The following is a 22,793-nucleotide window of genomic DNA, read 5'->3' on the forward strand; positions in this document are numbered from 1 at the left end:
CGAGGGAGGGTGCTCATGACCGATATCGCGAACACCGGCGCCGTGGTGATCAACCGTGCGGACGGGCGGGACGACGGCGAGGAGTGGACCGAGAACTACACCGAGTTGCCTGGTGGCGCCGGTGTCTCTCTGATCCTGGAAGCCACCACGAAGGAGGGCGCCGGCCCGCGGCTGCACATGCATCCGTACGCCGAGACGTTCATCATCCGGCGCGGTACGGCGACCTTCACCGTGGGCGACGAGCAGATCGTCGGCAAGGCCGGCCAGATCCTCGTCGTACCGGCGAACACGCCGCACAAGTTCCGTACCGGACCGGGCGGCTACGAGGCCGTCCACATCCACGCCAACCCGACGTTCGAGACCACCTGGCTGGAGTAGTCAGCCGGCGGTCCGCATTCGGTCGACGATCAGCTCGAGGAGTTCGGGGCCGGTGCCGAAGTTGAGGCGGACGAAGCCGGTGGCGCCCGGGTCGTAGTCGCGACCCGGGCCCAAGGCAACCTTCGCGCGGCGGAGGAAGAACTCGCTCGGCTCCTCGTCCAGCCCGAGCCCACGGCAGTCGAGCCAGGCCAGGTACGTCGCCTCCGGCGGAGTCCAGGTGATGCCGCCAGGCAGGTGGTCGCGCAGGTACCCGCGGTTCTCGTCGAGCTGTCGCAGTACGGCGTCGAGCCAGTCGTCGCACTCGGAGAACGCGACCTCTGCGGCAAGGACTCCGAGCAGTCCGGCCTGCTCGGCGGTGTAAGGCAGACGATCGACGACCCTCTGCGCCCGGTCGGATGCCGTCACGGCCATCGCCGCCTTCAGCCCTGCCAGGTTGAACGCCTTCGACGCTGACGTCAGCACGATCCCGTGCTCGCGGGCCGCGTCGGACACCTCGAGCCACGGCACATGTGACGCGCCGGGCAGCACCAGCGGCGCATGGATCTCATCGGCCAGAACCCAAGCGTCGTACGCCGCGCAGAGCTCCGCGATCGCCGCGAGCTCCTCGTGCGGCAACACCCGGCCGGTCGGGTTGTGCGGGTTGGCGAGGACCAGTACTTCGAGCCCGTCAGCCAGCGCCTCGCGGAGGCGATCGAGGTCGAACCAGCCGTCCTCACGCAACGGGATCAGCACGGTGCGAAGGCCGGCTCGTGGGATCTGACTGAGGAACGGCGGGTACGCGGCGGTCGCGAAGCCGACCGAACCACCCGGTGCGAGGGCGAGACAGAGCTCGATCAGTCCGGCCATCACGTCCGGTACCAACGTGATGCGGTCCGGATCCACGGTCCACCCGAGCCGCCGGTCGGCGAAGCCGGTGAAGGCATCCCGCAAGGACTTCGGCACCTCGAAGGCGTACCCGAGATCGCTGCGGTCCACCGCCTCGTGCAGGACCCGCGCGATCGGCTCGGCGAGATCGAAGTCCATCTCCGCCACCGTCGCCGAGATCACTCCCGGCGCGTGGCCGGACCATTTCTCGCCGCGTCGCTTCTGTAACTCCGCCAGCTCGGCAACCTTCAGCATGCCGAGGATGTACCCAGTTCGTCAGTCCGGGACGCGGTCGCCGGGTGGGGTGAAGGCGGCCAGGATGGTCGTGGTGATGTAGGCGGCGGCCTTGTCGGGGGTGACGCGGCCGGCGGTGATCTCGTCGGCCGCCCCGTGCATCACGTTGTGCATGACGCCGACCAGCCACGACGTCGGCAGGTCCTTCCGGAAAGCGCCCTGCTTGCGGCCGCGCTCGATCAGCTTCTCCACCCGTGCCATCGGGTCGGCGTGCAGCTCCCGCACCCGGCCCGGCGGGAGGGTGTTCTGAGCGGCGATCAGGAGCGAGCGATACCGGTCCACCAGGCGCCAGCTGGACTCGATCAGCTGGGTCAGCGCGTCGCGCGGATCCCCGGTCAGGTCGACCTGGGCGAGTGCCTCCTCGCCGTCCTCGATCGCGTGCACGAACACCGCGTCGAGCAGCTCGGCCCGGGACGGGAAATGGCCGTACAGGGTGACCCGCCCGACACCGGCCGCTTTGGCGATCTCGCTCGTACTGGCCGCCGGATCGCGGCCCAGGCACTCCGTCGCCGCGTCCAGGATCGCCGCGATGTTGCGCTGCGCGTCGGCCCGCTTGCCCGTCGTACTCGCCTGCTTCGCCGGCATCGGAACTCCCTTGTCGAACACTGCTGTACGAGTTACTGTACCTGCAATAACTCGAACAATGGTGTTCGATTTGACTAGTGAGGACGAGAATCATGGAAGAAACCGGAGCGGACCCGCGTCGGTGGCGACTGCTCGGACTACTCGCCATCGCGCAGTTCATGCTGATCCTGGACGTGACCGTGGTAGCGATCGCGCTGCCGCACATCGGCATCGACCTCGGCCTGGACCGCAGCACGCTGACCTGGGTGGTCAGCGCGTACACCCTGATGTTCGGCGGCCTGATGCTGCTCGGCGGCCGGGCCTCCGATCTGTTCGGATCCCGCGTCGTGGTGCTCACCGGGCTGCTGGTGTTCACCGCGGCCTCGCTGACCAGCGGACTGGCCAACAGCGCCGAACTGCTGATCGGCGGCCGGATCGCGCAGGGCGTCGGCGCTGCGCTGCTCTCACCGAGTGCGCTGTCCGTGGTGACCAAAACGTTCGACGGCGAGGAGCGGAACAAGGCGCTCGGCATCTGGTCCGCGATCGGTGGTGGTGGCGCGGCGATCGGCGTACTGATCGGCGGACTGCTGACCGCCGGACCGGGCTGGCAGTGGGTGTTCTACGTCAACGTCCCGGTCGGTCTGGTCGTGTTCGCGATCCTGCTCCGGATGCTGCCCGCCGACCGGCCGGCCGAGCGTCAGGGCGGGTTGGACCTGCCGGGCGCGATCCTGGTCACGGCCGGCACCGGTACGGCGATCTACGCGCTGATCAAGGCCGGAGACCGGGGCTGGTTGTCCGCCGCGACACTGCTGACCTTGGCCGGCGCGGTTGTCCTGTACGCCGCGTTCGCCTGGCTGCAGCGGGTCGTCTGGTCGCCGCTGATGGACCTGCGGATCCTGACCCGCCGACCGGTTGCCGCCGGCTCCTTCCTGATCCTGGTCGCGACCGCGCTGATGATCTCGATCTTCTTCCTCGGATCGTTCTATCTCCAGCATTACAAGGGGTACGGCGCCCTTCGCACCGGACTGTCCTTCCTTCCGATCGCCGTCGCCACGACCATCGGGGCACACCTGTCCGGACAGCTGGTCGGCAAGGTCGGTGCTCGTCCGGTCGCGATGGTCGGGCTGGCCGTCGCTGCGATCGCCATCGTTGTCCCAGCGGTCTGGGATGGTGCTCTCATGGTGGTGATCGGGACGACGATCGGGGGCGCTGGGATCGGTGCCGCGTTCGTCGCCGCGTCGACCACGACGTTCAGCCAGATCGACTACCGCGAGGCTGGGGTCGCGTCCGGGATTCTGAGCACGTTCCACGAGTTCGGTGGTTCGCTCGGGGTTGCGGTGGTGTCCAGCCTCGCCGCGGCCAGCCTGGCCGGCACCGTGACGACCGGATTCACCCATGGTTTCACCTTCGCCGCGGTCGTTGCGGCCGTCGCAGCAGTCCTCGCGCTGGCCGTCGTACCGGCCGCCAGGCCCACGACAGGAGCAGAAGCCCATGCCGCACACTGAGATCCGCCGCGCGGTCCCTGCGGACGCCGAGACCGTCTTGACCATGCTGCAGGAGCTCGCCGGGTATCAGGATCAGCTGGCGTACGTCACCGCGAGCGTTTCGGACTGGCAGGGCTTCCTGTCTCGCTCGGACGTGATCGTGCTGATCGCTTCGGTCGATGGGCAGGTGGCCGGCTATGTGTCGTCGCTGCGCCGGGCATATCTGTGGGTCGGTGGCGATCAACTCGCGCTGGACGACCTGAACGTCCGCGAACAGTTCCGCGACGCCGGCGTCGGTCGGGCCCTCATGCTCGAGCTGGCCCGGCATGCACTCCCCGACCGTCTCCCGATCGGCTGGGGCCTACGCCTCGAAAACAAGGCCGGCTACCGCTTCTACGAACGTTTAGGCGCCACCCTCACCACCAAAACCACCGCCAGCTGGAGCCCCGACATCTACGAGAAGCTGGTGGGCAACTAATGGTTAGGCCTCCACGCGTCCGCTCCGCTCGGTACCGCTTGCCCGCAGCCGCTCCCACCCACCCCGTTCCTTGCCTCGCGCGTGCTCCTACGTCGCCCGCTTGCTGACTACGGGTGGTGTCGCCGGCACGTACATCCTCAGCAGACACGATCTCGAGTGGTGGCCGCACGCCGCTACCGGCCTGCGGCCACCACAGGGGGCTGACTCGGCACGAGCCGGTCAGGTCCCGCGGTGGCCGCGTCGCGTGATGGCGCTGGGTTGTTGGGCACGGCGTGCCGGCTAGGTTGTGGTTCGGCGTTGGGGGCCGGCGGTCTTGGGGATTTCTCCGTGGAGGTGGGGGATGTAGACGAGCTTCTGGGTCTGGCCGTCGAGTACGGTTGACTCGACGAGTTCCAGGTCGAGCTCGGCGCCGTCGTGGAGGAGGGCAGCTGCGCCGGCGCGGCCGGATACGGCGGGGAACATGATGATCTCGAGGCGGTCGACGAGGCCGGCGGCGAGCAGAGCGCGGTTCAGCGCGATGCTGCCGTGCGATCGCATCGGGACGTCCGTGGTGCGCTTCAGGCGCTCGATCGCCGTCACCGCATCCTCGTTCAGAACCGTCGAGTTCTGCCACCCGAGCGGCTCTTCGAGTGTGCTGGAGAACACGATCTTCGGCAGCGTGTTCAGGCTGTCGTAGTAGGGCTCGTCAAAGTCGACCACGAACTTCCGGAACTGCCGGAACGTCGTCGCGCCGAAGACGAGTACCTGGTCCTGCGCGAAGGTGCGCACCCGGTCCGCGCGGATCTCGGGGCCCTCCTTCCCCCAATATCCGGGCCAGCCCGCGGCCATGCCGTAGCCGTCCACGCTGCAGAAGAAGTCAACGGTGAAGGTGGTGCTCATGTGGTGCTCCCTTTCCTGTTCTGCGCCGCCTCAGATGGGCCGGCGTCACTCCTTCTACGAACCCGACCGACCCGATCCGACATCTGTCTCGTACTAGGTTGCGTCGGTCTTCTGACTGAAGGCGCAGCGCCAGCGGCCGTTCACGTGTACGTAGAGCTCGGTGATCCACTCTTCGGCGGTGTACGGCGTTCCGTCCCAGGAGCCCGTGCTGGCCTTGCGGGCTGTGTATACGACGGCGTCGCCGACGCGTGCGAGCCGTTCGTCTCCGATGACCGTCATGGTGTGGTGCGCCAGCCTGCCTGAGGCGATCCATCCGAGGATGTCCGACCTCGGGGTGGCTCCGGACGGGCCGACGTACACCCAGTCGTCGGTCATGAACTGCCCGATCGCGTCGGCGTCGTTGTGTAGCAGGGCGGCGTCGAAGGCGGCTGAGACGGCGCGGACTTCATCCTCGACTGGCATCTGTCCTCCTTGAAGAAACTCGCTCCGGGGTGTCGAAAATGAGGAAGGTCGGTCGACGCAGGGGAGTAGGAAACCCCTCAGTCTGCTGGAAGGAACTCGGACCATGACCACCAACGATCTCACCGTCCCGACCACCACCCGGATCTCGACCCGGGCTCTGCTCACCGGCGGGATCGTCGCCGGTCCGCTGTACGTCGCCGTGTGGCTGGGCCAAGCGTTCACGCGCGAAGGGTTCGACATCACGAGGCACCCGGCCAGTCTGCTCGCGAACGGTGGGCCAGGCTGGATCCAGACACTGAACTTCGTCGTCAGCGGTCTGCTGTCGATCGGCGCCGCCGTCGGACTTCGCCGTACGCTCACCGGTCGCGGCAGCACCTGGGGACCGCGGTTGCTCGTCGCGTACGGCGTTGGGCTGTTGCTGGCCGCGATCTTCAAGGCGGATCCGGCCTCTGGTTTCCCGGCGGGTACGCCGGCCGACTACGCCGAGATCAGCTCGCGCGGCGTGGGACACTTCGTCGCTGGGGGCATCGGGTTCTCCGGACTGATCGCCGCGTGTCTGGTGTTGGCGGTGCACTTCCGCAGCGTCGGGCGCCGCGCACTCAGCCGCTTCTCCGCCATCACCGGCGTCCTGTTCTTCGGAGCGTTCGCCGGCCTCAGCGCAGGCGCCGGCAGCCGCCCAACCATCATCGCCTTCGACCTCGCGGTGACCCTCGCTTGGATCTGGCTCACCGTGATCTGCACCGATGAGCGCCGCGGCCATCACTGACCAGGGTCAGCACTCACCTCGGGAAGTTCACGGGTGAGTGCTGCCAGGAGGTCGCCGCAGAAGGAACGGATTGCGCGGTTGACCAGCTCAGGCCGCTCCCAGGGCATGAAGTGGCCGGCGCCCTTCACCCAGAACGGACCGACTGCTTCGGGGAAGGCGAGCGCACACCGTTCCTCGATGTGGTTGCGCATCGTCGCCTGGTCGGTGCCGATCAGCAGCAGTGCGCGGTGCTGGACCGGCCGGTCGATCATCTCCGGGGCCGACAGCGGCCGGGTGCCCATCGCGACCTCGTAGTCGGCGAAGGAGGCTCGAAGCCGGGCCGCGTCGCCGTACGGCTCGGTCAAGAACGCCAGGTCGTCCTCGTCGAAGGCATCGGGCGGGCACCACAGGCGGTGCCCATAGAACTCACCGATGTACCGCCGGCGCTGCTCAGGCGTAGCCAGCTCGGCGACCAAGGCGTCGGCGTCGTTGCCCTGGCGCCGCTGGTAGTCGTAGACGGCGGGCTTGGGATCGATCGGCGGGAGACCCGCCGCGGTGAACGCCTCACCCAGATCCGGCATCGAGTCGTCCAGGATCACCAGGCGGTCCACCCGATCCGGATGGCGGGTGGCCAGGTCGATGGCGATCATCGCACCCAGATCGTGCCCGGCGACCACTGCGCGGTCCCAGCCGAGCCGGTCGAACAGGCCGGTCAGGTCGGTGTTGAACGCGTTGAAGTCGTAGAAGTTGTCCGGCGCGAAATCGGATTCGCCGTACCCACGCAGATCCGGCGCGACCACGTCGAACCCCGCCTCGGCCAGCGGCCCGAGATTGTGCGACCAGATGCGGCTCGTGCACGGAAACCCGTGAATGAGCAGGAGCGGCACACCCCCGTCCCCACACCGCCGTACCGCCAGGTAATGCTCCTGGCCGACCTCGATCCGCACCGGCGCAACAACTTCAGCAGGAAGAACCATCCATCTGGTTTACACGATCAGCCGCCGGATCAGTACCAAGATTCCGCGCTCAACGGAGCTTGATGGTGACCAGGGTGGTCTCGATGTCGCTGTCCACCAGGTTGCCGTGGGCATCGAAGGCTCCGGGACCGTCGGTCATGCCGAAGTCGTTGTCGTTGATGACTACGAGCGTGTCCTGCGGCAGGAGTGCGACCCCCTCGATCTTCTTCGGAGCACCGGCAACGGTGTTCAGGTCGAGGAAGAGCTTCTTGGACAGCACCGGTACGCCGGCAGCCGCCGGGTCGGCGAGTGCTTCGTACGACGGCGTGGTGGTCGTCGAGTCCCACGCCGTACCCAGGATGTTGGCGGACGGTCGCAGTACGACGCGCTGCAGTCGAGCCAGCAGCGCCGCGGTGACCAGCACCGAGGTACCCACCAGAGCCAACCGGCCGATGACACGAGACACGTACGTGCTCGCCTCCACCAAGACGTCAGCGCGACGTTCGTCGGAGCAGGTGAACACCGGCTGACACCGTCGTGAACCCTGGCAGGCCGCTAGCCCAAGCAGTCGCGTACGGCGGTGATCAGGCGGTTGGCTCGGGCGTCGCCGTGGCCGACCATGCGGTTGGCGACGTACGCGAAACCGACGCCGTACTCCTCGTCGCCGAAGGCGAACTGGCCGCCGGCGCCGTCGTTGCCGAAGCTGCGTGCACCCAGCATCGGGCGGACGGTGGAGTCGAGGAGATAGCCGGATCCCCAGCGCGCGCCGGCGTCGAAGCCCAGGAAGCCTTGACCTGAAGAGATCTCGCGCACCGCATCGGTCACGGTGGCGCCAGAGAGCATGCGGTCGTGGCCGTCGATGCCCGTCACGGCCGCGGCGTACAGACCGGCGAGACCGGTGGCGGAGGCGACTGCGGCCGCCCCGGGAAGCTCCATCCCGAGAAGCGCCGGATCGTTCCAGCCGTGCGGTACGTCGAGGCCTGGGAAGACGAGCGCGCCGTTCATCGTGACGATCCGGGTGAGGAGATGCTCCGGCCCCGGCATCGGAGGGCGGCCCTCAGCTTCTGCGAGACGGGCCAGTGTCGGCAGTTCTGCGGCGGGCAGCCCGATCCAGGCCCGCAGCCCGAGCGGATCGCCGGCGACCTGGCGGAAGTACGCACTGGGTCCTTGCCCGGTGATCCGGCGTACCACCTCGCCGAGGACGAAGCCGAACACATGACCGTGATACTCGTACGACGTCCCTGGTTCCCAGAGCGGCTTCTGCGCCTCGATCGCCTCGATCACCGGCGTCCAGGCAGCGATCTCGTCGAAGGTCAGCGTCTGGTCCAGCACCGGGATCCCGGCCCGATGCCCGAGCACCATCCGGGACGTGATCTTCTCTTTGCCCTCTGCAAAGAACTCCGGCCAGTACTGACCGATCGGCGCATCGAGGTCGAGCCGTCCATACTGCGCGAGCAGATGCACGCAGAGGCTCACGATCCCTTTGGCACAAGAGAAAACAGGTACGACGGTATCGCGATCCCATTGGCGCCCGGGAGCCGCTTCACCGTCCCAGAGCTCGACCACTTTTCGGCCACCGACATAAAGAGTGGTGGCGGCTCCGAGCTCAGGGAACGCGCTGAAGTTGTCCGCGAACACATCGGCGACCGCGCCGAATCCCTCGTCTGCCCAGCCGCTGTTCATGCCTCCAGCCTAGGTGGCGGCCAGGTGACGACTCGAGTGATTTACGGCAGCACCCACTTCTGGTTCACCGCGACATGGCAGGTGTAGATGATCAGCTTCGTGCCATTGGCGCTGGACGCACCGGTGGCGTCGAGGCACTGGCCGGAGCGAATGTTCAGCAGCGAGCCGTCCGGGCGAGGCAACCACTTCTGCCCGGCGCTGCCGTCACACGTCCACAGCACCGCCGCGGACCGGATCGTCGTACCGCGCACGTCCAGGCACTTGCCGAGCGAGCGCACTGTGCCGTCCTCGTACTGCGTCCACTGCTGGTTCAGGGCGCTGTGGCAGGTGTAGAGGACGGTCGGCGTGCCGTTGTTCGTCCGTGCCTGGTAGATGTCGATGCACTTCCCGGCGATCCCGGTGATCGGGCCGCGGTCGCCGTACGCCCCGAACTCCCACAGCGCGTAGTAGTTGCCGGCCGCAACGCGAGCGGTCGCGTTGATCCGCACGTACCGCGCGTAGATCGCCCCGAACACGACGTTGTCGGTGCCGCCGTTCCCGCCGGTGGTCGAGTAGACGGTCTTCCAGGACTGCGCGTTGCCGGACACCTGGATCTGGTACGCCTTCGCGTACGCCGACGACCAGTTGAGCAGCACTTGGTTGACCACCTGAACCGAGCCGAGATCGACCCGCAGCCATTGCGGATCGCTGCGCTTGCTCGTCCAGGCCGTCGTCATCGAACCGTCGACCGCCTTCGATCCCTCGCGGCCGGCCGCATAGATGCTGGACACCGCGACTGCCCGCCCGCGGGCGAGATTGCGCTTCGGCGTGTACGTCGCCGTGTACGTCGCGGGCGCCGCCGGGGCGACGAAGTTGTGGTTGCGCGCACCGTTGTCCGACCAGGATGCGAACCGGTAGAGGTTGTTCGCCGATGACTGCAGGAGGCCCGCGGACAACGATCCGCTCGAGCCGACGATCGCCGTACCGGTCGACGGAGCGGCCGCGGTCTTGTTCAGGTACGTCAACTGCAGACCCGACGGTTGCGTGCCGAATGTGAGCTTCACAGTCTTCGGCTCCAGTTGCACGCTCTTGACGTCGGTCAGCCCGCCGGAGTCCTTCGCGGTCAGCCGCAGTTCCAGGTACGACGGGTATTCGTGATCGGGGGCGGTGAACGTGCCGCTCGCTCCGGTCATCGTCGTGATTTGGTGCGCATGGCAATCACTTGGGCAGTGGTGCATGATCAGCGCCCACGTCAGCGCCGGGCCGGGCAGCGTGCCCTGCTCCGGGTCCGTGGCAGTGCCGGCGAAACTGATGGTGTCGCCAACCTTCCACGTCGTCGCCGGACCGGGTGACGTGATCAATGCCGTCGGTGCGGTGTTGGCGACGTTGATCTGGGTGGTCGCCGTACCGGTCCCGCCGTGGCTGTCGGTCACTTTCAGCCGGGCGATGGCGGCGCCGCTGGTGGTGTAGGTGTGCTGGACAGTTGGCGCCGTCGAATCGTCGTACTGGCCGTCGTTGTCCAGGTCCCATGCGTACGCGAGGGCGTCGCCGTCGGCGTCGTTCGAGGCGGTCCCGTCGAAGGTGACGGTCAGCGGTGTCGGTCCGCTGGACGGATCCGCGTCGATCACCGCGGTCGGCGGGTTGTTGGTCGCGCTGTAGACGTAGCGCAGGACCCTGCCGTTGTCGTAGTCGACGGCGAACAGGTCGCCGCCCGGACCGTTCTGCAGCCTGGTCGTTCCGTAGCCCGAGGCGAAGTTGACGATCTTGGCGGGGTCCGGGAGGCCGTTGGTGCCGGGGAGCATCGCCCAGATGCACTGGCGGCTGTAGTCGGAGAAGAACAGGGCGCCGTCGTACTCCGGTGGGTAGTTGCCGTTCTCGTAGAAGGACATGCCGGACAGCGATGAACTGCCCGTGCTGCAGGTCTCGCCGGTGACGATGTGTGAGGTGTGATCGTAGGTGTAGTACGGCGTGGCGACCGCGCTCGCGCCGGCGGCGTACAGGTTCTCGCAGATGTTGAGGTTGAGGGCGTCGAACGCGGCCGTGCGGCCCGGGCCTTCGTAGCAGGGCCAACCGAAGTTCGTGACCCGTGCGGTCGGGTTGACGATGCGGTCGATCTCTTCCCACTTGGTCCAGCCGACGTCGCCGATCCAGAGTTCGTTGGTTCCTGGGCGGAAGTCGAAGCGCATCGGGTTGCGCAGGCCGTGCGCGACGATGCGGCGAGTGTTCGGATCGGAGCTACCCGCAGCCGGGTTGCCCGGTGCGGCGAGGCCGGTGTCCGGATCGATCCGGATGATCGAGCCGTCGAGGCTTGCGGGATCGCCGCCGGTCCGTACGTCCTGGGCGCGCAGCGCGCCGCCTTCAGCGGTTGGCGAGGTGAGCTTCGCGCCGACGGGTGCCTGGCCGTCGCCACAGGGGTTGTCGGGGGTCTCGTCCGATGCCGGGAAGCCGTCCTGGCCGTAGTCGGCGTACCCGAAGCTGCCGCCGTCTCCGCCGCCGGCGTAGATCATGCCGTCGGGGCCGAACTCGATCGAGCCGATCGAGTGGCTGGGGAACACCTGGCACCAGTCCTCGACGAGCACCTGCTCGGCGCCGCCCGGGGTGACGGCCGACAATCGAGCGCTCGCCTGGCAGCCGTCGCTCGTCGGTCCCGGCGGTGACGGGCACGGATCGTCGGTGGCGCCGGCGGTGCCCCATTTCGGTGTCGGTCCGCCGATCAGGCCGTCGTGCGTGTACAGGACGTAGATGCGCGGATCGGCGGGGAAGTCAGGGTGCAGCGCCATTCCGAGCAGGCCGCGGTCCCAGTAGTTGTAGACCTGGGTGCGCAGGTCGGCGAAGATCGACGGCGTCGGGTCGTCGAGCGAGTCGAACACCTTGATCCAGCCGCTCTTCTCCGCGACGAACACCCGCCCGTCCGGCGAGAACGCGACGTTCGTCGGGTTGCTCAGTCCGGTGAACACCACCTGCTCACTGAAACCACCCGGCACCGGCGCGGCGGCGCTCGCGGACACGGTCGTTGCCAACGGCACCAACAACAGCACACAGGCCGCAGCCACCCACCGGCGCAGTCCGGCGTAACGCCTCATGAAGCCCCCCAGGCTCACCTGTCCTCACCAGCCCTCACAGCCCCCCGTGAGCACCCAAGTGACCGCCAGCATGAAGCCAAGAACACGGCCCGCGCAATACCCCGTTTCAAACGCCTACTTGGCGTCAGTGACCGGTCACTCCCGCGACATCGAGCATCCGACGATGCTCGATCCCATCGCTGGGGCATGGAGTCGGGTACCGGGGCCGTATGCGACTTCGGCGGAGCCATCCTGACGAGCCGGGTTTCGCGCGCCGGCGGCGCGGGCGTGGGTTCAGCTATGTGGATGCCGACGGCAAGGTTCTCAAGGACACCGACGTGGTCGAGCGGATCCGGACGCTGGCGATCCCGCCGGCCTGGACCGATGTGTGGATCTGCCCGTACCCGAATGGTCACATCCAGGCGATGGGCACGGACCAGGCGGGCAGGCGGCAGTACCTGTACCACGACGACTGGCGCTCGGCCCAGGACGAGGACAAGCACGACCGGGTACGGCGGCTCGCGCGCAAACTGCCGGCCTTCCGGGAGGCGGTCGACGCGGACCTGTGCAAGCGCGGTCTCGATCGGAGCCGAGTACTTGCCGTGGCCCTGCGAATGCTGGACTACGGCGTCTTCCGGACCGGCAACACGGAGTACGCGGAGGAACACGGCAGTCGTGGTGCGGCGACGTTGCTGCGCGACGACGTCCGCGTCAGCAAGGGCAAGGTCGTGTTCGACTTCGTCGCGAAGGGCGGGCAGCAGCGCACGATCGAGTTGGACGACGATCGGCTGGTGACCGCCGTACGGTCGCTGAAGCGAGGCCGGCACAAGAATCCGCGGCTGCTGATGTACCGCGACGACGACGGCTATCACGAGATCGACGCGGGCACGATCAACGAGCGTTTTCAGGAACTGGTCGGAGAGGACTACACGGTCAAGGATCTCCGGACCTGGACCGCCACCGTGCACGCCGCGGTGGACCTGGCCGAGGCGGACCCGCCGACGACGAAGAAGGCCCTGAACACCGCGGTCAAGGAGATGCTCGAGGAGGTGTCCGACCATCTCGGCAACACCCCGACGGTCGCGCGTACGTCGTACGTCGATCCGCGCGTCGTCGAGCAGTACGAGCACGGCCGCACCATCACCGACGCCGTCGACCACGCCGGCACCGACCTCGACGACGACAAGACCCGCGCCACCCTCGAACGCTCCGTCAACCGCCTCCTGGACCAGGACACTCGCGCGTAGACAGGGCTTCAGGTCGACCCGGTCGGGTACTGGCTGTGTCGTGACTGACGACCGGCTCCTGGACCTGGCCCAGCGACTGGCGAGGACGCTGACTCCCGGCGACCTCGACCACACGCTGAGTCAGATCACGGCCGCGGCGGTCGAAGCCCTGCCGGACACAGACTACGCGAGCATCACGATCCTGCACGTCGACGGCCGGCTGGAGACGGTCGCTCCGACCGACGATCTGCTCTGGGGCGTCGACGCCGCGCAGTACGAACTCCGTGAAGGCCCCTGCTACCAGGCAGCCGCAGATTCCGTGCACATCACGTCACCCGATCTGGCGCACGACGAGCGATTCCCGCGGTACGCCGCGAGCGCGGTGGCAGCCGGTCTCTATGCCCAGGCCGGCATTCAGCTGTTCGACGCACCCAAGTCGCGTGGTGCGCTGAACCTGTATGCCCGTCAGGTCGGTGCCTTCAGCGATCTTGGTGGCCTGGGTGAACTGTTCCGGCACCAGGCGGCGATGGCCATCGACTACGCCCGCGAGATCCACAACCTGCAGGAAGCCGTCCGGACCCGCAGCACCATCGGCACCGCGGTCGGCATCGTGATGGAGCGCTACCACCTCACCGACGAGCGCGCCTTCGCCTTCCTGGCCCGCCTGTCCCAGGACGGCAACGTGAAACTGCGAGAAGTCGCCAGACGCCTGATCGCCAACGACTGACGGCGGGGCGAGGTAGTGCTCCGCGCCGAGCGCCGAACCCCAGTGCCAGGACGAGACCCGGCTCTCGAGCTTGGCTGCACTCGGCCCTGGCCGACGCTGCTCGACGCGAAGCGGTACGGCCGCCCGGTACCCGCGGCCAAACGCGGATGTCCGGCGTACATACGTCGGTGTGGCGGGGGTACCGATGGGCGGTGAGGCGAGCAGGGGAAGTGATTGCAGGCCGGTACCGGATCGTGGGGGTGATCGGTCGCGGTGGGATGGGGGAGGTCTACCGGGCGACGGATCAGGTGCTGGGGCGGGACGTGGCGGTCAAGCTGATGCTGCCGGTTCCGGGGACGCTCGCGGCGTCGGAGCGATTCCTGCGGGAGGCGCGTGCTACCGCGCGGATCCATGATCCACACGTCGTCGCGGCGTACGACTTCGGCGACCATGACGGCTGCTGCTACCTGGCGATGGAGCTGGTCAGCGGTCGTAGCGTCGGCGACGAGCTCCGGCGCGAGGGTCCGTTCGCACCGGATCGCGCCGTACACATTGTCAGGCAGGCTGCGGCTGGGTTGGCGGCGGCTCACCGGCTGGGCATCGTGCATCGCGACATCAAGCCAGGCAATCTGTTGCTGGCCGACGACGGGACGGTGAAGGTCGCCGACTTCGGCATCGTCCGATTTCTCGAGGACTACACCACCACGCTGACCTCGACCGGGCAGATCGTCGGCACGAGTCACTTTCTCGCGCCGGAACGCGCGCTGGGTCGTCCTGCGGAGCCGCCGTCCGATGTGTACGCGCTCGGCTGTGTGCTCTACCAGTTGGTCACCGGCCATCCGCCGTTCCTCGCCGACGAGCCGGCGTCGATCATGTTCCAGCACGTACGGCGAGAACCGGTGCCGCCGAGCGAACTCCGGCCTGAACTGGCCGGCGATGTCGAAGCGCTCCTTCTCTGGATGCTCACGAAGGACCCGGCTGAGCGACCGACCGCGGCCCAGGTCACAGACGGCGCGCGGCCGCCGGTTCCCGGAGTTTTGCCCGTACGTCGGGCAGTCGCGCGGCCGGTTCGCGCCGGGGTTGTCGCAGGACTGGCGTTAATGCTGTCGGCAACTGTCGGAATCGTCTTCGCTACCAGGGATGTGAAGCTTCCGACGACCAACGACCTGTCCCCGACCGACAGTCGCACCACCCCACCATCCGCCGTACCCACGACGACGTCTCGACCACCGAGCCCGGCCCCGACCCAGACGGTCACCCAGACGACCACGCTCCGGCCAGTGCCGCGGTCAGGTCCGAGCAAGCCGAAGCCGCCGGACCCCGGATCCACTGGTCGCCCGAAGGACGACAAGCCGGGCCAGGACAAGCCGAAGAAGCCAAAGCCCTGATGAGGCGGCCCATGGACGTACGTACTCCGATGGCACGGTGGTGGAGACCCAGCCCGCAGTTCTGGCCGCACTCCACCGACCGTGCCTTGGGCGCATCGGGTACCCGCGTTCCGGGCGTCCATGCATGCGATGGGGTACTGGATTGACGTAGGTAATGACCGTGGTCCGGAGGTGGGCTGCGCCGTGACTCACGTCGCGAGGTCAGCTTCATGGTTCCCACCGAATCCGCCATGGTCAGCCCGGTCCGCAAGGACTGCCTGACTCCCGAGGACAGAGCCCGCCGCGAGGCGGCAACCTGGGCGTTGTTCGAGGTCAGAGAGCGCAGTACGGACGAGGACGAGCGGCAGCGGCTGCTCCAAGAGATCGTCGAGTTGAACATCGAGATCGCCCGCGGGATCGGGCGGCGGTTCCGCGGCCGCGGTGCCGAGGACGAGGACCTCGAACAGGTCGCGTACCTCGGTCTGCTGAAGGCGGTGCACAACTTCCGGCTCGACCACGGTACGCCGTTCATCGGGTTCGCCATCCCGACGATCCGCGGCGAGGTGAAGCGGTACTTCCGTGACTGTTCCTGGACGGTACGAATCCCACGGCGGATGCAGGAACTCCAGGGCATGATCGCCGCCGCGGTGCCGATTCTCGAGCAGGAACTCAACCGTGAACCCACGCTCGCGGAGATCGCGGACCGGATCGGCGTCGAGGTCACCGAGGTCAACGGTGCCGAGGCGGCGCGAGGATGCTTCAACGTCCTGTCGCTCGATCGGCCCGCCACCGAGTCGGAGTCCCCGTTGGGAGAGACCGTCGCCGACGACAGTGACCGCCGGTACTTCGACCAGCTCGAAGCCGTCGACATGCTCGGCCCGGTCGTCGACGACCTGGACCCGCGCGACCGGCGGATCCTGGAGCTGCGGTTCGTGGAGGGGTGGACGCAGTCGGACATCGGCGACGACATCGGCGTCAGCCAGATGCAGATCTCCCGGTTGCTGAACAGGATCCTCAGGGATCTCCGCGGGAAGCTCGACCCGTTGCCGACGGCCGCGTGAGCGAGGTCAGGGCACGCGCCAGGCGTGCAGTGGCATCGGGCACTGCGGTTCGGTGGCGACGTCGTCGAGGTCGTACGCCACCAGCGGGCAGCGCCGGCAGTACAGGAGTCCGTCGTCGGGATTGGTGAACAGCTCGTGACCGTGCGTGTTCCCCGCGACCGGGCAGGAGGTGTTCTCGATCTCCAGCCGGTCGACGAAGTGGGCGCCGCAGCGGATGCAGACCGATCCCGCGCTGAGACGCGCCAGGGTCGTCACCCGCGACACAGCCACGACCCGATGGCCGTTGATCTCAACGACGGATTCGTTCACGGTCCTCTTCCCCGAAAACGCGGACAGATCTTCGGTGCCCCCCGCAAGGATTTCTACGCCTCCTACTCTGCGCCAGGTGGTGGCGTGTCTGTCGGTTGCCCGCTCGGTGAGTTGGTCTCGGGTGGCGGTGTGTTCGAGGGGGAGGTCGGTGTCGACTCAGTGGGTTCGCTGGTGGTGCTGGTCTCAGTGGGCTCGGTCGGGGTCGGCGTTTCCGACGGCGTGGTCGAGGGAGTCTCGGACGGGGTGGGTGACACTGACGGGCTCTGCGTGGGCTGAGTCTTCGTGGTCTCGTTCTGCTGATTCCCAGTTGCGGACCGAGACGGGTCGGTCGTGGTTGGCTTCGGCCTCGCCGTACTGGGCGTCGTTTGTGGTCCGACGTCAGTCGTCGGGGGCGGCGTGTCGTTGCCGTTGAGGATGAAGCCGGCCATGACCGCGGCAGCCGTCGCGAGGGCCGCGATCAGTCCGATCAGCAGGGCGTTCCGCCGTCTCTGGGTGGGCGGCGGCGGTTGCAGAGGCTCGAGTGGGCTGGTTGTCTCTGGCCCTACGGGTGCGCCAACGCTCGCCGTACGGAGATAGCCGGTGGCGACCTCCTCGGCGGACGGACGGTCAGCGGGATCCTTGGAGAGCATCCCGAGCAGGCCGATCTCGAAGGAGCCGCCGAGCTCGGGGCGAATCAGACTCGGCTGACCTGGAGAAGCGTCGACGTGCTGGTAGAGGATCGCGGTCGGATGGTCCGCCGTGAACGGCGGCCGGCCGGTGACGAGTTGGTAGAGCACGCAACCCAGCGCGTAGACGTCCGCCGGCTTACCGGACCGCTCGCCGCGCGCCCGTTCCGGCGCGAGGTAGTGGACGCTGCCGATGATCTGGCCGGTCCCCGTCAGCGTGGTCGCGCCTTCCTCGGGGACGTGAGCGATACCGAAGTCGGCGACCTTGACGGTCCCGTCGGTCGTCAGCAACAGGTTGCTCGGCTTGACATCACGGTGTACGACGTCCTGCTGATGCGCCGCCGCCAGCCCTGCGGCGCTTTGCTCGATGAGATCGATTGCCCGATCCTTGGGCAGCGGGCCCTTCTCGGCGAGCTCGTCCGCCACCGACCCGCCCTCGACCAGTTCCATCGCCAGGAAGAAGCCGTCGTCGTGGTTGCCGAAGTCGTACACCGCGACCACGTGCGGATCGTTCAGCCTCGCAGCGGCTCGCGCCTCCCGGTGGAAGCGCTCGGCAGCCCGCGGATCCTTGTCGGACGGCAGCAGCAGTTTGACCGCGACCGGACGCCCCAACTGCTCATCCGTGCCGCGGAACACCTCGCCCATCCCACCCCGGCCGATCGAGGCGCCCAACCTGTACCGCTCCGCTACCAACATCCTGACACCCGTACCCACCCCTACCGTCACCGAACCACTACGCACCGCCCAGCCTAACCAGCCACCACAGACACAAAACCGGATCAGCCGGTCCGGCTCCGCCATCAACCGATGGTCCTGCGCACTGGTGCTGTCTCAGCCGGTCGATTGAAGACGAGTGAGCAGGAGGCGTTCGATGGCCGCTCCGGCCTGGGGACCGTGGGAGAAGGCGATCGTCGCCTCCTGCGTCTCTTCGGTCCACAGTGCGCAGGTGTGGAAGCCGTGCCAGTCGCCCGTGTGCAGGAAGAAGCGGCGCTTGTCATCGGTGAACAACCCGAGGCCGTAGCTCACCCCGTCGTCTTCAGTGCGCGCGACCGGTGCGGAGAGCTGCGTCGCCGAGGTCCGCCTGCGCGGCTTCGTCGAACGGCTCCGCGATACCGGAGGTGTGGCTCAGGAGGTCTTGGAGCGTGATCGCAGGGTCCAGCCGCCATACCGCGTGAAGCTCAGGAAAGTGCTCGCGGATGGGCGTTTCCCAGGCGCCGGGGGACTGGCGGCAGGCCAGTACGACGGCTGTGGCGACGATGGGCTTGGTGACAGAGGCGAGCCGGGATCGCATCTTCAGGACGTCAACGTCTGCGGGCAATCCGTGGCGTGTGAACTCGTCCGCAGCCGCAGTGCTGATGTGCCGAGTGCCGTGAATGATCCAGTCGACCCCAGCCGGCAGGTCGTCGGCGGTCACGGGGTCGTGTTTGCGGCTTGGCGGAGTTTGTCCAGCACGACCGGGTCGAGCTTGCCGGGCACCAGCCGTTCTTCGTAGTTCTCCACGCCGGCCCAGGTTTCGAGGGCGTTAGTCATGGTGTAGCCGAGTTTCTCGAGGAGGGCGGCTACCTCGGTGGCCAGCTCGCCTTCGAGTGGGAGGAGGCTTGCCGGGTCTGGCTTGCCGAAGTACAGGTCGTGGAGGTCCAGCAGGCGGGCCAGTTCGTCGACCGGGGCTTGGTGGTCGTCGACGCGCAGGTCGATGGCGATGTCGAGCACACCGCCGTACGCCGCTCCCTCGCGCCACACCCGCAGTGCCGCACTTTGACGGCCGCGCCGGTCACCGCCGGCCTGGTCGCCGGCCGTCAGCGTTGCGAGCAACCGCCGCTCGAACGGATCTCCAGCGGCTCCCAGCCAGGTCTCGGCCATGGCAGCCACCACCTGTGGACCCACGAGGATGTTGCCCTGAACCGCAAAGCCCTCGCCCGCGATCCCACCCGCCCAATCCATGCACGAGCCACCGGTGAACGTAGCTCCCCGCCCCTGACGGTCGACCATCCCAACCTGCCGGTGCTCACGCTCGTCGTCCCCACCGGTCAGTCGCGCGATCACCTGCTCAGCCTCGATGCCCTCGGCAAGCAGATCCAGCCCATCCGGCCCAAACGAAAGCTGAGCCATGGCCTGCGTAGCAACCGCCCCGGCCCGAGCCCGCCCCCAAGGCACCACCGCCCCCACCGCCAAAAACTTGGACGCAACCGCAACCCCCCAAGACCCAGACCCCGAATCAAACCCCACAACCGAAAACGTCATCCCGCTCCTCCACTCGCCAGCGCAGCCTTCGGCTTAACCTACGCGGCCTGTCATGAGAGTTTGGCGGTGGAGTGGAGGGCTAGGCCGTCTTGGGGGGCGATGTCGGCTTTGAACCAGCCTGCTGCGTCGACTGTGTAGGACGGTCCTGTGCATTGGCCGGCGGAATAGTCGCCGTGGAAGACGTCACAGTACACGCCGGCGGGCAGACTGGTGTGGAAGCTGCGGCCTGTGAGCGCGGAGCCTTCGTCGTTCAGGATCAGGTAGCCCTTGTCGCCGCGCCCGAACGCGATCGCGTCGTTGCCGTTGTCCCACCAATCGGTCACCGGCGCACCGCGCGTGTTGTTGTGGAAGGCAACCATGTTGGCGATCACCCGCCATTCGTGTTCGCACCGCCAGCCGTTGCTGAAGCAGGTGGTGTCGCTCGTACGCCCGTCGCCGGCCGACGGCGGTCCCTGGTCGTTGGAGCTGTACTCGTAGCTCGACATCACCTTCGGCGTCCCGTACGTCCAGGCCAGCATGAACGCGTTCGCCATCGCATAACGCCCGTTGTCCCGGAACGTCAGCACTCCGCTGCCGCGCTGAGTGTCGTGGTTGTCGGTGAACACCACCGCCTGATCCGACGGCAGCGGCGAGGCGAACGTTCGCAGGTACGCGAGCTTCTCGGTGTTGAAGATCTTCGCCAGATCCTTGCCATAGCGGAACTCGAGCACGTCCCCGTTGCCGACGTACTCGTCCGGCGTGATCGGTTCACCCGCCCCGTAAATGACCTCTTGATACAAGTACGCCGATCGCGACAGCCGAGCCTGGATCGCGGCGATGTCACCGGCCGCCATGTGCTTGGAAGCATCCAGCCGGAAACCATCGACACCGATCGCGAGCAGATCGTTCAGGTACGCCGCGATCCGCCCGCGCACGTAGCCGGTATCGGTCGCCAGGTCAGCCAGATCGACGAGCTCGCAGTTCTGCACCTCGTAGCGGTCGCCGTAATCGACGATGTCGTCGTTCCCGTTCCGCCCGCAATGATGGAAGTCCTGGGTCTGGTACGTGCCCGGGTAGTCGTAGTGGCTGTACGACGATCCCGCGCTGCCCACCCCACCTGACGAGCCCCCGGTCATATGGTTGATCACGGCATCGACGTACACCTTGACTCCGGCCGCGTGACAACTGTTCACCATCGCGATGAACTCACTGCGCGTGCCACGTCGCGTGCTGTCGATCTTGTAGCTCACCGGTTGATAGTCCTGCCACCACGGATATCCGGCGCTCGGGAGTACGACGTGCTCCTGCGGCGGGGAGACCTGGACGGCGCCATACCCCTTCGGGCCGAGCACTTGACCGCACTCCTGCCCGACTGACTTCCAGTTCCACTCGAACAGTTGGACGATGACGTCGCGTTGCCCGGGCGGGGCGCCCTCGGCGGTCCGCGTACTAAAAGGCAGCAGGCACAGGCAGATGGCGAGGATCAGCGCTTTCCGGATCATCCCGAGTCCTTTCACCGGCTGAGGCCCATCGAACCATCCCCCTCCGACAAAGTCCGGACGCGCAGCGTGTCGGACCGATCCGCGACGCGGCCCACCCCGAACACCCCGGGAGGCCTGGGGGAGTGGACTGCGACGGCGGAGGGATCGGGATCATGCGAGTGCCCAAGCTCATCAAGGCACGCCAACGACGACGCCACGGACGGCATCGCCGCGGTCGGCCGGCGGCTCAGGGCCGCTGGCAGTTGGCGGGCGCGGGCGCCGCGGTGATCACTCTCGCTGCGTTGGCGGCGTCGTCGTTCCCGGACAGTCCAGTGACAGGCGGGCACGACGACGCCTCCGCCGGGATTGTGGAGTCACCAGCGGCCGATCCGTTCATTGAGGACGAGACGCTGGCCGAGTTCGTCGCTCCCGAGCAGTTGGCCGCGGTCCCCGTCGGGCCCGGTCGGGTGGCGAATCCTGTGGCGATGGTCCTCTCGGGCGCACCGGTGATCAAGACGCTCGGCGAGAGCGGGATCCCGGAGGTCGCCGTACGGGCGTACAAGCAGGCCGAAGCGCGGTTGGCAGCCAGTGACCCGGGCTGCGGAGTGCCGTGGACGCTGCTCGCCGCGATCGGACGAGTGGAGTCCAACCACGGCCGGTTCGGCGGCGCCCAGCTGCGCGACGACGGCTCGGCGACTCGGCGGATCCGCGGGATCCCGTTGGACGGCCGGCCGAACGTCGCGGTGATCCGCGACAGCGACGGCGGCGCGCTCGACGGCGACACCGTGTACGACCGTGCGGTCGGGCCGATGCAGTTCATCCCGTCGACCTGGCGCTCCGTGAACGCGGACGGCAACGGCGACGGCATCGGCGACCCGAACAACATGTTCGACGCCACACTGGGCGCTGCGCAGTACCTCTGCACAGGTACGTCGAACCTCCGCACCCCAGCCGGGGCGGCGCAGGCGGTACGGCGCTACAACAACGCCGACTCGTACGTCCGAGTGGTGCTTGGGCTGGCCCGGATGTACCAGTCCGGCCGCGTAGTCGGTCTGCCCTCAACCGGCGAACTGCTCCCGAACGAGCCCGCCGCCGACCCGCCGGCGCTCCTGCCTTGGCCAGCCGGCCCGTCGCCCGACGGAACCGTGCTCGCCAACCCAGCCCCATCGCAGCCAATCGAGCCCTCGGCTCCACCACGGACGACGGTTCCATCGCCGAACCGGCCGAAGCCAGTTGCACCACCGTCAGCCAAGCCGCCCGTCGCGCAACCACCGCGACCGACAACCCGCCCGACCCCGGCCGACCCTCAGCCGACGCAGACTCGCCCCTCCGAGCCCACGCCGTCAACCAGCCTCAGCCCGTCCGCGCCGGACACGAGGCGACCGTCCGAGCCGAAGCCGACTGAGCCCGGGTCATCCGAGCCCAAGCCGACTCAATCATCCGAGCCCGACCCGTCCGACCCGGCGCCATCCGCGCCGAAGCCGTCCGAGCCGAAGCCCTCGGAGACCGACTCTCCAACCCCGGCACCATCCACCAAACCCACCCCGACGCATGAGCCGACCACGGCCGCAGTCGGCTGGGCGCCAGCGATGCGCCAGGTGGTCGGCCGAGCCCTGACCCGACCCACCTGCCCCGAAACCACCACACCCCAATCCACCAAACCGGCGCAGCCCTCCGAGACCTGCCCCGACGACTCCGCAGCTCCTGACAACAAGAACCGTGCCAAGAAGAACCGTGACGACCGGAGCGGCAAGACCCGGACCGGCAACGATCAGGACGACAAGAAGCGGGACCGGTGCACACCGCAGAACGTGTGCAAGGCCCCGGGATCCCAACACACGCCGGGCGGATCCACCCGCTGACCGATCACGCGCTCCGGACTGCACCGTCGTACAAGAGCTGTGCACGCTACGCCAAAGACTCGACCGGG

At 67.7% G+C, this 22,793-nt stretch carries 23 protein-coding genes; 9 read left to right on the top strand and 14 right to left on the bottom strand.

What is annotated here, in order from left to right:
• Positions 1–15: 15 nt before the first annotated feature.
• Positions 16–378: a cupin domain-containing protein gene (locus E0H75_RS37590; RefSeq protein WP_131518477.1), complete on the top strand. Its 363-nt coding sequence runs from the start codon at positions 16–18 to the stop codon at positions 376–378.
• On the opposite strand, the gene E0H75_RS37595 is transcribed toward E0H75_RS37590, so the two are convergent.
• Positions 379–1,497 carry a MalY/PatB family protein gene (locus tag E0H75_RS37595; RefSeq protein WP_131518478.1) on the bottom strand — a complete coding sequence of 373 codons (1,119 nt, stop codon included), beginning with the start codon at positions 1,495–1,497 and terminating at the stop codon, positions 379–381.
• A 21-nt stretch (positions 1,498–1,518) separates the two neighbouring features.
• Positions 1,519–2,121 (bottom strand): TetR/AcrR family transcriptional regulator, encoded by a 603-nt coding sequence (locus tag E0H75_RS37600; protein WP_131518479.1) that lies wholly within the window; start codon positions 2,119–2,121, stop codon positions 1,519–1,521.
• 92 nt (positions 2,122–2,213) lie between these two features.
• Between E0H75_RS37600 and E0H75_RS37605 the strand changes: the two genes are divergently transcribed.
• Both E0H75_RS37605 and E0H75_RS37610 read left to right on the top strand, forming a co-directional pair.
• Complete coding sequence (locus E0H75_RS37605) at positions 2,214–3,605, top strand: MFS transporter (protein ID WP_131518480.1); 1,392 nt, start codon at positions 2,214–2,216, stop codon at positions 3,603–3,605.
• A complete protein-coding gene (locus E0H75_RS37610; protein ID WP_131518481.1) occupies positions 3,592–4,062 on the top strand; it encodes a GNAT family N-acetyltransferase in 471 nt (156 codons plus the stop codon). The genes E0H75_RS37605 and E0H75_RS37610 overlap by 14 nt, the downstream gene beginning before the upstream one ends.
• Positions 4,063–4,341: 279 nt before the next feature.
• Here the strand turns inward: E0H75_RS37610 and E0H75_RS37615 are convergent, their stop codons facing one another.
• Both E0H75_RS37615 and E0H75_RS43365 read right to left on the bottom strand, forming a co-directional pair.
• Positions 4,342–4,941 (bottom strand): dihydrofolate reductase family protein, encoded by a 600-nt coding sequence (locus tag E0H75_RS37615; RefSeq protein WP_131518482.1) that lies wholly within the window; start codon positions 4,939–4,941, stop codon positions 4,342–4,344.
• A gap of 93 nt (positions 4,942–5,034) precedes the next feature.
• The gene (locus tag E0H75_RS43365; protein WP_165554325.1) at positions 5,035–5,403 is read right to left on the bottom strand and encodes a nuclear transport factor 2 family protein; all 369 of its coding nucleotides are present in this window, start codon (positions 5,401–5,403) and stop codon (positions 5,035–5,037) included.
• A gap of 103 nt (positions 5,404–5,506) precedes the next feature.
• Here E0H75_RS43365 and E0H75_RS37625 point away from each other — a divergent pair, with 103 nt between their 5' ends.
• Positions 5,507–6,169 carry a DUF998 domain-containing protein gene (locus tag E0H75_RS37625; RefSeq protein WP_131518484.1) on the top strand — a complete coding sequence of 221 codons (663 nt, stop codon included), beginning with the start codon at positions 5,507–5,509 and terminating at the stop codon, positions 6,167–6,169.
• Here E0H75_RS37625 and E0H75_RS37630 read toward each other — a convergent pair.
• The 4 genes from E0H75_RS37630 to E0H75_RS37645 all read right to left on the bottom strand — a co-directional run bounded on the left by E0H75_RS37630 (position 6,163) and on the right by E0H75_RS37645 (position 11,849).
• A complete protein-coding gene (locus tag E0H75_RS37630; RefSeq protein WP_131518485.1) occupies positions 6,163–7,125 on the bottom strand; it encodes an alpha/beta fold hydrolase in 963 nt (320 codons plus the stop codon). The genes E0H75_RS37625 and E0H75_RS37630 overlap by 7 nt on opposite strands.
• Before the next feature lie 49 nt (positions 7,126–7,174).
• Positions 7,175–7,570 (bottom strand): esterase-like activity of phytase family protein, encoded by a 396-nt coding sequence (locus E0H75_RS37635; RefSeq protein ID WP_202873370.1) that lies wholly within the window; start codon positions 7,568–7,570, stop codon positions 7,175–7,177.
• 89 nt (positions 7,571–7,659) lie between these two features.
• Complete coding sequence (locus tag E0H75_RS37640) at positions 7,660–8,787, bottom strand: serine hydrolase domain-containing protein (RefSeq protein WP_131518487.1); 1,128 nt, start codon at positions 8,785–8,787, stop codon at positions 7,660–7,662.
• A 41-nt stretch (positions 8,788–8,828) separates the two neighbouring features.
• Positions 8,829–11,849: a ricin-type beta-trefoil lectin domain protein gene (locus E0H75_RS37645; RefSeq protein ID WP_131518488.1), complete on the bottom strand. Its 3,021-nt coding sequence runs from the start codon at positions 11,847–11,849 to the stop codon at positions 8,829–8,831.
• Between the two features lie 209 nt (positions 11,850–12,058).
• On the opposite strand from E0H75_RS37645, the gene E0H75_RS37650 reads away from it, so the two are divergent.
• The 4 genes from E0H75_RS37650 to E0H75_RS37665 all read left to right on the top strand — a co-directional run bounded on the left by E0H75_RS37650 (position 12,059) and on the right by E0H75_RS37665 (position 16,188).
• Complete coding sequence (locus E0H75_RS37650; RefSeq protein WP_131518489.1) at positions 12,059–13,075, top strand: DNA topoisomerase IB; 1,017 nt, start codon at positions 12,059–12,061, stop codon at positions 13,073–13,075.
• Between the two features lie 40 nt (positions 13,076–13,115).
• Positions 13,116–13,781, top strand: a complete 666-nt coding sequence (locus E0H75_RS37655) for a GAF and ANTAR domain-containing protein (protein WP_131518490.1) — start codon at positions 13,116–13,118, stop codon at positions 13,779–13,781.
• Positions 13,782–13,990: 209 nt separating this feature from the next.
• Entirely contained in the window at positions 13,991–15,148 is a 1,158-nt protein-coding gene (locus E0H75_RS37660) for a serine/threonine-protein kinase (protein ID WP_238163512.1), read from the top strand.
• Between the two features lie 209 nt (positions 15,149–15,357).
• Positions 15,358–16,188 carry a sigma-70 family RNA polymerase sigma factor gene (locus E0H75_RS37665; protein ID WP_238163513.1) on the top strand — a complete coding sequence of 277 codons (831 nt, stop codon included), beginning with the start codon at positions 15,358–15,360 and terminating at the stop codon, positions 16,186–16,188.
• A 6-nt stretch (positions 16,189–16,194) separates the two neighbouring features.
• On the opposite strand, the gene E0H75_RS37670 is transcribed toward E0H75_RS37665, so the two are convergent.
• The 6 genes from E0H75_RS37670 to E0H75_RS37695 form a co-directional block, all read right to left on the bottom strand.
• Positions 16,195–16,497, bottom strand: a complete 303-nt coding sequence (locus E0H75_RS37670; protein ID WP_131518491.1) for a hypothetical protein — start codon at positions 16,495–16,497, stop codon at positions 16,195–16,197.
• Positions 16,498–16,559: 62 nt separating this feature from the next.
• Positions 16,560–17,858, bottom strand: coding sequence for a serine/threonine-protein kinase (locus E0H75_RS37675; protein WP_131518492.1), 1,299 nt, complete (start codon positions 17,856–17,858; stop codon positions 16,560–16,562).
• 135 nt (positions 17,859–17,993) lie between these two features.
• Positions 17,994–18,188 (bottom strand): hypothetical protein, encoded by a 195-nt coding sequence (locus tag E0H75_RS37680; RefSeq protein ID WP_131518493.1) that lies wholly within the window; start codon positions 18,186–18,188, stop codon positions 17,994–17,996.
• 10 nt (positions 18,189–18,198) lie between these two features.
• Positions 18,199–18,576: a serine hydrolase gene (locus E0H75_RS37685; RefSeq protein WP_131518494.1), complete on the bottom strand. Its 378-nt coding sequence runs from the start codon at positions 18,574–18,576 to the stop codon at positions 18,199–18,201.
• The gene (locus tag E0H75_RS37690; RefSeq protein WP_131518495.1) at positions 18,573–19,403 is read right to left on the bottom strand and encodes a DUF1028 domain-containing protein; all 831 of its coding nucleotides are present in this window, start codon (positions 19,401–19,403) and stop codon (positions 18,573–18,575) included. Before E0H75_RS37690 ends, E0H75_RS37685 begins: the two co-directional genes overlap by 4 nt.
• Before the next feature lie 50 nt (positions 19,404–19,453).
• Entirely contained in the window at positions 19,454–20,884 is a 1,431-nt protein-coding gene (locus tag E0H75_RS37695) for an alpha-amylase (protein WP_131518496.1), read from the bottom strand.
• Positions 20,885–21,036: 152 nt separating this feature from the next.
• Here E0H75_RS37695 and E0H75_RS37700 point away from each other — a divergent pair, with 152 nt between their 5' ends.
• Complete coding sequence (locus E0H75_RS37700; protein WP_131518497.1) at positions 21,037–22,725, top strand: lytic transglycosylase domain-containing protein; 1,689 nt, start codon at positions 21,037–21,039, stop codon at positions 22,723–22,725.
• Positions 22,726–22,793: the final 68 nt, after the last annotated feature.

This window comes from Kribbella capetownensis, assembly GCF_004331485.1.
Taxonomy (GTDB): domain Bacteria; phylum Actinomycetota; class Actinomycetes; order Propionibacteriales; family Kribbellaceae; genus Kribbella; species Kribbella capetownensis.